This is a genomic window from Mannheimia sp. E30BD, assembly GCF_041807785.1.
Lineage (GTDB): Bacteria > Pseudomonadota > Gammaproteobacteria > Enterobacterales > Pasteurellaceae > Mannheimia.
Genome location: NZ_JBGTYX010000004.1, coordinates 176,339 through 187,196, shown reverse-complemented (window position 1 = coordinate 187,196; position 10,858 = coordinate 176,339). Strand labels below are relative to the sequence as shown.

Below are 10,858 nucleotides of genomic sequence, written 5' to 3'. Positions count from 1 at the left end.
AAAAAATTTCCCTTTATTCTTGAAGGAATGTGAATTTCGGTTTAACTTTGGTACACCAAAAGAACAGCTCAAAACGTTGCGAAAATGGTGTGAGATTTAGGGCTAATCTACTACAGCCCCAAATCTTAAATGGCGAAATCCCTGCTCCTGATGTATTGGTTGGATGCACGCCTTGCCAAGCCTTTTCTGTGGCAGGCAAGCGTGAGAGTTTAGATGATGACAGAGGGAATTTAACCCTTGCACTTATCCACATTTTAGAGGCTATTGATTATGTCAGACAACAAAATGGGCAACTGCCCTGCATTCTCGTGTGGGAAAACGTACCCGGTGTGCTATCCACCAAGGACAACGCATTCGGACACTTTTTGGCTGGACTGGTTCAAGAACGTGAGCCATTACAACCAGCAGGGGAAAAATGGACAAACGCTGGTTATGTGCATTCAGCCCGAACTGTCGCTTGGCGAGTCCTCGATGCTCAATACTTCGGTGTCGCCCAACACCGCAAAAGAGTGTTCCTTGTGGCAAGTGCTAGAAAACGAAGTATCGCCCAAATACTCATTGAGCCAAAAAGCGTGCGAGGGGATATTGAGGCTAGCAGAAACGAGAGGCAAAACATTGCCGGATTTATTGAAAGCAGCTTTGGAACGTATCGCCAATCCGACAAAGGCGGCACAGTTAAAGCTTCAGGGGGGGCTTTGAGTGGCGGGAGTGAAACGCTAATTGTTCACGACACGCAAGATCCAATTATCAGCCAAAACAAAGCTCATTGTTTAGGTCGGAATAATGGACAAGAGAATGTGTTGTTTGAGGTAAAAGGTGCTGAAGCTGTACGAATTAGCGAAATTCAGGACAAAACGCCAACACTGAAAGCAAGAATGGGGACGGGTGGGAATAATATCCCGTGTATTGCCCTTGCCGGAAATACTATCGGCAGGCAACCACAGAACGGCGGAAATGGTAACGGGTTTGACGAAAGTGGCGTAAGTTACACGCTTACCCGAACAGAGGTTCACGCTGTCAGCACCGGAACAACTATTCGGAAACTTACTCCCACCGAATGCGAGAGACTACAAGGCTTTTCCGATGATTGGACAAAAATCCCCTACCGTGGCAAATCCGCCGATTAATGCCCTGATAGTCCACGCTATAAAGCTATTGGCAATAGTATGGCTGTGCCTTGTATGCGGTGGATAGGGCTACGGCTCAATAATTATTTAATTCAATCCCTCAGAATGAGGGATTTTTTATTGGAGGAAATAATGAATGGAACATCTCACAATTAAACAAGCCGCAAAGGAGTTGAATTACCACCATAGCACTGTACGGCAGCATTTATTAGAGTGGAAATTTTTCCAAATGCCAGGTTCTCGGGTTTGGAGAGTAAGAAGAGCAGATCTTGAAAGAGTAAAAAAAATAATGAATAATCCGGACCGATTAGCTCTGTCGGTCGAAGAGGTAAAACTATGTCGATCTACAAAAGAGGAAAAATATACTGGGTTGCTTTCACTACCCCGAGTGGCAAAAGAATTAGACGTTCTGCTGGCACAGAAGTAAAGAAAAATGCTCAGTTATTTTTACAGAAAATCAAGGCAGAAATGTGGAGTATAAACCACTTGGATTCGGAGCCGGATTATTTATTTGAACAAGCATTGCTTGATTACTTAAAACAATCAGAAGGGCTTGCGGATCAAGCTACTAAAAAACGGCACGCTATCTACTGGCGTAATGTTTTTGGTGGTAGAGGGTTAAATACGATCACAACTCAAGAGATTGTAAATAATCTGCCGACAAAAAATCAAAATACCGGTGAACCGCTTTCTAATAGCACGCAGAATAAATACATTAAATCCTTACAACGTATTTTTTCAATTGCTCATAAAGCAGGGTATATTACTAAAGTTCCCTATTTGCCAAAGAAGAAAGAGCCTCCAATTCGTATTCGTTGGATCACGAAAGAACAGGCGAAAATACTGATTTCAAATATTAGAACAGAATGGATGAGAAATATCTGCTCGTTTGCTTTAATGACAGGAGCAAGACGAACAGAAATTCTCACACTTACTTGGGACAAAATTGACTTTGAGAGAAAAATAGCAATTGTTTCAAATGATATTGCTAAATCTGAAAAGGCACGTTCATTATTATTAAATAACTCCGCCACTGAACTATTAAAACAACAGCGTGGGCGACACGTTAAATATGTTTTTGTTAGCTCAACAGGCAGACCACTTGATGATATTAACAGAAAAACATTTGATGCTGCAACTAAGCGATGTTTGTTAATTGATTTCCACTTTCACGACCTCCGCCACACTTGGGCAAGTTGGCATGTCCAAGCTGGAACGCCACTTTTTACGTTAAAAGAATTAGGCGGCTGGGAAACATTGGAAATGGTCAAGAAATATGCTCACTTAAATGCAGATCATTTGCTAAACCACGCTAATAGTGTGAATTTTCTTTGACACAATTTTGTCACATTGCAGAAAAACGCTCTCTAAAGTGAGTTTCAAAAGGTGTGTAACCTATTGAATTTCAAGGGATTTAATGGCACGCCCTAAAGGATTCGAACCTTTGACCCACGCCTTAGAAGGGCGTTGCTCTATCCAGCTGAGCTAAGGGCGCAAATGAATAAATTAGAAATGGTCGGCGAGATAGGATTTGAACCTACGACCCACTGGTCCCAAACCAGTTGCGCTACCAAGCTGCGCTACTCGCCGACAAATGATAGAGTGATTATAAGATTCTTTATTTAACAGTCAATCTTTTTTTGTTAAAGTTTGCTCGAATGCTTGAACTTTATCCGTTATTTAAAATTAGCTTATCAAAAAGTGAAAATTTTGAGAGAATAGCAAACGTTTTCGCTCATTAATGTTTCGGGAGATAAAAATGGCAGCACAGATTATTTCGGGCAGTGAAATTGCCTCAAAAATTAAAAAAGGAATTAGTGAGAAAATTGCACATTATGTTGAGCAAGGTAAACGTAAACCTGGTCTTGCAGTTATTTTAGTTGGGGCAGATCCAGCCTCGCAAGTTTATGTTGGAAGTAAGCGTAAAAGTTGTGGGGAAATTGGCATTGAATCTAGATCTTACGATTTACCAGCAGAAACGACAGAAGCAGAATTACTTTCACTTATCAAAGAGCTTAATCAAGATGAGAGCATTGATGGCATTTTGGTGCAGTTACCTCTACCAAAACAGATTGATTCAACGAAAGTCATTGAGGCAATTACTCCGCATAAAGATGTAGATGGCTTCCATCCTTATAATGTAGGTCGTTTAGCTCAGCGTATTCCGACTTTACGTTCTTGTACTCCATACGGCGTAATGAAATTACTTGAAGCTACAGGTGTGTATTTGCACGGTCAGCACGCTGTGATTGTTGGTGCTTCTAATATTGTAGGTCGCCCAATGGCACTAGAATTGTTGCTTGCTGGTTGTACAGTTACTGTTACGCATCGCTTTACTAAAGATTTAGAAAGCCACGTTCGCCAAGCAGATATTCTCGTTGTTGCGGTAGGCAAGCCTGAATTCATTCCAGGCGATTGGATTAAAGAAGAGGCGATAGTGATTGATGTGGGCATTAATCGTATGGCAGACGGCAAATTAAAAGGCGATGTGGAATATAGCATTGCCTCACAAAAAGCGAACTTTATTACCCCAGTACCAGGTGGTGTTGGTCCAATGACGGTGGCGATGTTAATGCAAAATACTCTACAGGCTTACGAAAACCATTTACAAGCGGTCTAAAAACGAGAATTTTTTACAAATCCTCAATCGAAAACAAGATTGAGGATTTTTCTTTGTGAATTTCTAGGCTTTTGAGCCAGANGAATTTTTTACAAATCCTCAATCGAAAACAAGATTGAGGATTTTTCTTTGTGAATTTCTAGGCTTTTGAGCCAGAAAAGACTAAAATAGCCCACCTTTTTATAGTGAATTATAGCGAACAGATTTTTATATGAAATTTATTATTAAATTTTTCCCTGAAATTATGATTAAAAGCGACTCAGTGCGTAGACGATTTATCAAAATTTTAACCTCAAATATCCGCAATGTCTTGTTAAAAGAAACCAAAAATATATCTGTTGTTCGTCATTGTGATTTTATTAAAGTGCGCGCAAAAGTTGAGGAAGAGGGAGCATTAGTGCTGGATTTGCTCAAGCGTACCCCTGGTATTCATCATATTTTGGAGGTTGAAGAAACGCCATTTACTGATATGCACGATATTTTTGAGCAAACCTATGCGGCGGTAAAAGATGAACTTGAAGATAAATCTTTTAGTGTGCGGGTTCGCCGTAAAGGCAAGCACGATTTCAGTTCACTGGATGTTGAACGTTATGTGGGTGGAGGGCTAAACCAACGGATTGAAAGTGCTAGAGTGAAATTAAAAAATCCTGATGTGACGGTTAGAATTGATATTGAACAAGACAAAATGTTGCTGATTAAAGCACGTTATGAGGGATTGGGTGGGTATCCTATTGGCACGCAAGAAGATGTTCTGTCTCTTATATCGGGCGGTTTTGATTCTGGTGTGTCAAGCTATATGCTGATTCGTCGTGGCTCTCGTGTACATTATTGCTTTTTCAATTTAGGTGGAGCAGCTCACGAACTTGGTGTTAAGCAGATGGCATATCATATCTGGAGCCGTTATAGCACTTCGCACAAAGTCCGTTTTGTGGCAATCAATTTTGAAAATGTAGTTGGCGAGATTTTAGAAAAAGTCGATAACGGACAAATGGGGGTGGTATTAAAACGTATGATGGTGCGTGCAGCAAGCAAAATTGCCGAGCGTTTTGGCATTCAAGCAATCGTAACAGGTGAGGCGTTAGGACAAGTTTCAAGCCAAACCTTAACCAATTTGCGTTTGATTGATAAGGCTTCTGACACTCTTGTTTTACGCCCGCTGATTACTCACGATAAAGAAAAGATTATTTCGATAGCAAAAGAGATTGGCACGGATGATATTGCTAAATCTATGCCAGAATTTTGCGGCGTGATTTCTAAAAATCCAACCGTAAAAGCGATTGAGAGTAAAATTGTGGAAGAAGAGGGGCACTTTAATTTTGATGTGCTAGATCAAGCGGTTAAAAATGCTGACTATTTGGATATTCGTGAAATTGCACAGCAAACAGAAAAAGAAGTTGTTTCTGTAGAGACAACCAGTGCGTTATCTGCAAATGACGTGATTTTAGATATTCGTAGCCCTGAAGAAGTGGACGAAAAACCATTTCATTTAGAGGGGATTGAAGTGAAAGTGTTGCCATTTTATAAACTGTCCAGCCAATTTGGCACGCTTGATCAAGCAAAAACATATTTGTTGTATTGCCAGCGTGGTGTAATGAGCAAGTTGCAAGCATTGTATTTGAAAGAGAGTGGTTATAACAATGTGAAAGTTTTTAAAGCGAACTAGAAATTTGCAAACTTCCAAGCAAATTTAACCGCTTGGAAAAGAAGGGCTAAATGAATTTCTCATTTAGCCCTAAATTTTATTTAAAATGGAGAAGAATTAATGTTCATTTTTCTCTTTTAATTTAATTAATTGTCCTTCTAATTTTTTCTTCACATCAAAAATAGCATTGTACAAATCTTCGTGTTCAGATTTTGCGACTAAGTCACCTAAAGGCGTGCCTATTGTTGCTTCTACTTGAAATGTATTTGGCTGTTTAATCAACATAAAATGTGGGTTTATCAGCTGGGTGTGATATTTTTCTAACTTAGCTAAACGCTCCTCAATATGAGTACGGATTGCAGGGGTAATGTCCATTTGTTTGCTTGAAATATTTATTGACATAACATTTTCCTCTTGTTTAGTTAAGGCTTTTGCCATTGATATCCTGTCATCAAAATATGCGGTTCACCCCAAAAATTCAAGTGAAAAATGAAATAAGTTTTCAAAAATTTGATCTACTTAACATTTTTAATGATTTTTGACTATAATATCGCTAATAAATAGACAATTGAGATTTGATGATGAGCGAGAAAAAACAGTTACCTCCATTCCAAAAACAATTTTTACACCCTAAATATTGGGGATTATGGATTGGTTTAGGCATTTTTAAGCTAATTTTATGTTTACCTTATCCCGTTTTGGTAAAAATTGGTTTAGGACTGGGGAAATTATTTGCGAGTTTAGGATTTGGCAAACGCCGTATGCGAATTGCTCGCCGTAATTTAGAACTCTGTTTCCCCCACTATTCTGCCGAGCAAATTCAAGAGTTAGTTCAAGAAAATATGAAATCAGTTGGTATGGCGATTATTGAAACTGGAATGGCGTGGTTTTGGTCTGATAAGCGAGTGTTAAAATGGTCGAAGATTGAAGGGTTAGAACACTTAGTCCAAAGAGAGATGCATTCAGGTGTTTTACTCGTTGGAGTACATTTCTTAACTTTAGAGCTTGGAGCAAGAATTGTTGGATTGCACAGTCAAGGTATCGGAGTATATCGTCCAAATGATAATCCGTTATTAGATTGGCTCCAGTTCAGAGGGCGTATTCGCTCAAATAAAGCAATGCTCGATCGTAAAGATGTTAGAGGTATGATTCGAGCATTAAAAAATGGCGAAATGATTTGGTATGCACCAGATCACGATTATGGGAGACGAAACAGTGTTTTTGTGCCTTTTTTTGCTGTAGAGGAAACTTGCACAACGGCAGGTAGCTATATGTTAATTCGTTCTGCACCTAATGCACTGGTAATTCCTTTTAGCCCAATTCGTAATGCAGATTATTCGGGCTATACAGTGAAGATAAGTCCTCCTGTCGATTTTAGACAATGCCAAAACGAAGTTGATACAGCAATCTTGATGAATAAAGTTGTGGAGAAAGAAATTATGAATGCACCTACACAATATATGTGGCTTCATCGTCGCTTTAAAACACGACCAAATGAAGATGATAAGAGCCTTTACGATTAATTTTTCAATAATTGCAAAAAGTGCTTGCATATTTAAACTGAATTTTGCAATCTAGCAGAGAATATTAAACATAATAAAAATACAGGAGATGATTATGGCAACCCCTTTATTTCACGGTAGTATAGTGGCATTAGTAACACCAATGAAACACGGTGAAGTTGATTTCCAAGATTTAAAAAAACTCGTTGAATATCATATTCAATCTGGTTCTCATGGTATTGTATCTGTAGGTACAACGGGAGAATCCGCAACATTAAGTATTGATGAAAATGTAAAAGTAATTAAGAAGACGGTTGAATTTGCTGATGGCCGTATTCCTGTTATTGCAGGAACAGGTTCAAATGCTACCAGTGAAGCGATCACAATGACCAAGTTATTAGCAAACAGCGGTGTTGCTGGTTGTTTAAGCGTTGTGCCTTATTATAATAAGCCAACCCAAGAGGGAATGTATTTACACTATAAAGCAATTGCAGAAAGTACTGATCTTCCACAAATTCTCTATAATGTGCCAGGTCGTACAGGGAGTGATTTAAAACCTGAAACAATTGGTCACTTAGCGAAAATTGAAAATATCGTGGCAGTAAAAGAAGCCACGGGCGATTTAAGCCGTTTACCGTTAATTAAGCAATTAGCGGGTGATGATTTCATCTTCTTAAGTGGCGATGATGCAACAGGGTTTGAATCAATGAAACAAGGTGGACAAGGTGTTATTTCGGTAACAAATAATGTTGCAGCGGCAGATATGGCAAAAATGTGTGAATTAGCTTTATCAGGCAAATTTGATGAAGCAGAAGAAATCAACAACCGCTTAATGGCTTTGCACCACGATTTATTCGTAGAATCTAACCCGATTCCTGTGAAATGGGCTGCATATAAATTAGGATTAATTAGCGAGCCAAACTTACGTCTGCCTTTAACAACCTTAGCAGAAACAGCCCAACCTACAGTATTAAAAGCATTACAACAAGCGGGCTTAATTTAATTATTTTTTGCAAATATGGCAAAAACCAGTTAATTAATTAACTGGTTTTTTTATATTGAATAAATCGCATATTCTAAAACATCAAAATACTAAATTCTTTGATTTGGATAAACTTTTATTCTGCTTGGATAATTATTATCCATATAAAAAACTATTTTTTTCTTATTTTGATAGGCATACCTCAAAATGAGTAAAAAGACGTTGCCTTCTTTGTTGATAGAGCTAATATAGCATTGTTTTATTAGCTTTATAAAAAGGAGATTATTATGGCTACGCCATCTCAACGTTTTTCTCTTACTTGGGTACTTAATTTATTCGGTACTGCAGTGGGAGCTGGAGTTTTATTTTTACCTATCAATGCAGGTATGGGTGGATTTTATCCATTAGTTGTTATGACCTTATTAGTCGGTCCAATGACTTATTTAGCTCATCGTGGTTTAACACGCTTTGTGCTATCATCAAAAAACAAAGGAAGTGATATCACATCTGTTGTACGAGAGCATTTTGGTGAACGAACAAGCAGGTAAATTGATTACGTTGCTTTACTTTTTTGCTATTTTCCCAATTTTACTAATTTATGGTGTTGGAATTACGAATACTGTTAGTTCTTTTATGGAAAATCAGCTCCACATAACGCCACCGTCTAGAGCAGTATTATCCTTTATTTTAATTGTCGCTATGATTGGTGTGATGTTGCTTAACGAAGAAGTAATGCTAAAAATTACAACTTGTTTAGTATATCCGTTGGTATTAATTTTATTTAGTTTATCCATTTATCTTATTCCGCAATGGAATACTGCGGCGTTACAACAAATGCCAACCACTAGCGATTTCTTAACTACACTTTGGCTAACGATTCCGGTTTTAGTTTTTGCTTTCAACCATTCACCAGCGATTTCCTCATTTGCACTCTCTCAACAAAAACATTACCAAGATGAGCATAAAACAGAAACTGAAGCAGCTAAAGTGTTACGCTCTACCGCATTTATCTTAGTATTATTTGTAATGTTTTTTGTGTTTAGCTGTGTGCTGACGCTAACACCAGCAGAATTAGCCGAAGCAAAAGTACAAAATATCTCGATTTTGTCATACTTAGCAAATAAATTCGATAATCCGATTATTTCCTATTTCGGACCATTAGTGGCATTTTTAGCGATTGGTAGCTCATTCTTTGGGCATTATTTAGGGGCTCGTGAGGGATTAGAAGGTTTAGTGAATCAAATGCGTAAAGAACCTATTGAACCAAACAAATTCCGCAAAATTACAGCTGCTATTTTCTTAGTCATTTTATGGATTGTTGCAACTATTAACCCAAGTATTTTAGGTTTTATTGAGAGCTTAGGTGGTCCAATTATTGCGATGATTTTATTTATTATGCCGGTGTATGCTGTTTACAAAGTGCCAGCCCTTGCTCGCTTTAAAAATGAATTTGGACAGATTTTTGTATTCGTTATGGGCTGTATTGCAATTTCAGCCATTGTGTACGGATTACTGTAATTCGAGTAAAATGCACACTTTTGATTTTATTGTGGGACGTGTTTATGATTAGCGTATTTGATATGTTTAAAGTGGGGATTGGACCTTCCAGTTCCCATACAGTTGGACCGATGAAAGCGGCAAAAGAATTTGTTGATGAGTTGCAAAATCGCAAACTTTTGGCAAAACTTGACCGCTTGAGGGTTGATGTTTATGGCTCGCTATCCCTGACAGGACGTGGACATAATACTGATATTGCTATTATTATGGGGCTAATGGGTTATTTACCCCATAATGTGGATATTGAACGTATCGATAGCACCATTGAAAGCTTAAAACAAAATAAGCAACTGGTGGTTGCAGAAAGTAGTAATGAAGCTAAGCAGATTCAATTTGATTTTTTTGAAGATATGCCTTTTCATAATGATTTCTTGCCGCTACACGAAAATGGCGTGAAGTTCACCGCTTTAAGTGGCGAAGAAATCTTATTTGAAAACACTTATTACTCAATTGGTGGCGGATTTATTGTTGATGAGGCAAATTTTGAAAAGGTCAAAGAGAGCGATGTCTCTGTGCCTTTTCCTTATCGCAATGCGACTGATTTGCTACATCACTGTAAAGAGAATGGGTTGCCTATTTCCTCAATTGTGTGGAAAAATGAGTTGGCACTACGCTCAAAAGAAGAAATTTCGGATTATCTCGCAATGATTTGGCAAACAATGGAAGCCTGCATTGAACGAGGTGTTCATACAGAGGGATTATTGCCTGGTCCACTTAAAGTAGCTCGCCGAGCTTGTTCATTACGCAGGATGTTAGAGGCTAACAGTAAGTTTAATACAGATCCTATGCAAATTATCGACTGGGTCAATATGTTTGCCCTTGCCGTTAATGAGGAAAATGCAGCGGGCGGACGAGTGGTAACCGCCCCAACTAATGGTGCTTGTGGAATTGTGCCTGCTGTGTTGGCTTACTACCAAAAATTTATTGGTCAGCTTAACCAAGAAACTGTTGAACGTTATTTGCTTACCACCGGTATTATCGGCTCACTTTATAAAATGAATGCGTCTATCTCAGGGGCAGAGGTGGGGTGTCAAGGTGAAGTTGGGGTTGCTTGCTCAATGGCGGCGGCAGGTTTAACTGAAATTATGGGTGGAAGTGCCGAGCAGGTGTGCATTGCAGCAGAAATCGGTATGGAGCATAATCTCGGCTTAACTTGCGATCCTGTTGGCGGACAAGTACAAGTGCCTTGTATTGAGCGAAATGCGATAGCGTCAGTCAAAGCGATTAATGCAAGTCGAATGGCATTACGTCGAACTTCTTCGCCACAAGTGAGTTTAGATAAAGTGATCGAAACGATGTATGAAACAGGTCGGGATATGAACGCAAAATACCGTGAAACTTCAACGGGTGGTCTAGCGATTAAAGTCTTACCCTGTGATTAAATAAGCAAAGGCTATCTTTTAACAAGATAGCCTTTTAGTTTAACTA

Annotated in this window: 8 protein-coding genes, 2 tRNA genes and 3 pseudogenes; 10 read left to right on the top strand and 3 right to left on the bottom strand. The window is 38.7% G+C overall.

What is annotated here, in order from left to right:
* The 4 genes and pseudogenes from ACERCG_RS04565 to ACERCG_RS04550 all read left to right on the top strand — a co-directional run.
* A pseudogene (locus ACERCG_RS04565) lies at window positions 1–100 on the top strand (IS1595 family transposase); the annotation flags it as partial.
* Window positions 90–1,283: pseudogene (locus ACERCG_RS04560) on the top strand (DNA cytosine methyltransferase). The pseudogenes ACERCG_RS04565 and ACERCG_RS04560, both read left to right, overlap by 11 nt.
* The gene (locus ACERCG_RS04555; RefSeq protein ID WP_373610881.1) at window positions 1,264–1,554 is read left to right on the top strand and encodes a DNA-binding protein; all 291 of its coding nucleotides are present in this window, start codon (window positions 1,264–1,266) and stop codon (window positions 1,552–1,554) included. The pseudogene ACERCG_RS04560 and the gene ACERCG_RS04555 overlap by 20 nt, the downstream one beginning before the upstream one ends.
* Window positions 1,464–2,462: a tyrosine-type recombinase/integrase gene (locus tag ACERCG_RS04550; RefSeq protein ID WP_373610880.1), complete on the top strand. Its 999-nt coding sequence runs from the start codon at window positions 1,464–1,466 to the stop codon at window positions 2,460–2,462. The genes ACERCG_RS04555 and ACERCG_RS04550 overlap by 91 nt, the downstream gene beginning before the upstream one ends.
* A gap of 83 nt (window positions 2,463–2,545) precedes the next feature.
* Here the strand turns inward: ACERCG_RS04550 and ACERCG_RS04545 are convergent.
* Window positions 2,546–2,622, bottom strand: a tRNA-Arg gene (locus ACERCG_RS04545).
* A gap of 18 nt (window positions 2,623–2,640) precedes the next feature.
* A tRNA-Pro gene (locus ACERCG_RS04540) sits at window positions 2,641–2,717 on the bottom strand.
* A 169-nt stretch (window positions 2,718–2,886) separates the two neighbouring features.
* Between ACERCG_RS04540 and folD the strand changes: the two genes are divergently transcribed.
* The gene (folD, locus tag ACERCG_RS04535) at window positions 2,887–3,747 is read left to right on the top strand and encodes a bifunctional methylenetetrahydrofolate dehydrogenase/methenyltetrahydrofolate cyclohydrolase FolD (protein WP_373610879.1); all 861 of its coding nucleotides are present in this window, start codon (window positions 2,887–2,889) and stop codon (window positions 3,745–3,747) included.
* 211 nt (window positions 3,748–3,958) lie between these two features.
* The gene (gene thiI / locus ACERCG_RS04530) at window positions 3,959–5,410 is read left to right on the top strand and encodes a tRNA uracil 4-sulfurtransferase ThiI (protein ID WP_373610878.1); all 1,452 of its coding nucleotides are present in this window, start codon (window positions 3,959–3,961) and stop codon (window positions 5,408–5,410) included.
* Between the two features lie 96 nt (window positions 5,411–5,506).
* On the opposite strand, the gene hpf is transcribed toward thiI, so the two are convergent.
* The gene (hpf, locus tag ACERCG_RS04525; protein ID WP_373610877.1) at window positions 5,507–5,791 is read right to left on the bottom strand and encodes a ribosome hibernation-promoting factor, HPF/YfiA family; all 285 of its coding nucleotides are present in this window, start codon (window positions 5,789–5,791) and stop codon (window positions 5,507–5,509) included.
* 179 nt (window positions 5,792–5,970) lie between these two features.
* Between hpf and ACERCG_RS04520 the strand changes: the two genes are divergently transcribed.
* The 4 genes and pseudogenes from ACERCG_RS04520 to ACERCG_RS04505 all read left to right on the top strand — a co-directional run bounded on the left by ACERCG_RS04520 (window position 5,971) and on the right by ACERCG_RS04505 (window position 10,812).
* Window positions 5,971–6,912, top strand: coding sequence for a Kdo(2)-lipid IV(A) acyltransferase (locus tag ACERCG_RS04520; RefSeq protein ID WP_373610886.1), 942 nt, complete (start codon window positions 5,971–5,973; stop codon window positions 6,910–6,912).
* Window positions 6,913–7,000: 88 nt separating this feature from the next.
* Window positions 7,001–7,894, top strand: a complete 894-nt coding sequence (gene dapA, locus ACERCG_RS04515; RefSeq protein ID WP_373610876.1) for a 4-hydroxy-tetrahydrodipicolinate synthase — start codon at window positions 7,001–7,003, stop codon at window positions 7,892–7,894.
* Between the two features lie 266 nt (window positions 7,895–8,160).
* Window positions 8,161–9,391: pseudogene (locus tag ACERCG_RS04510) on the top strand (serine/threonine transporter).
* 44 nt (window positions 9,392–9,435) lie between these two features.
* Entirely contained in the window at window positions 9,436–10,812 is a 1,377-nt protein-coding gene (locus tag ACERCG_RS04505) for an L-serine ammonia-lyase (RefSeq protein ID WP_373610875.1), read from the top strand.
* Window positions 10,813–10,858: the final 46 nt, after the last annotated feature.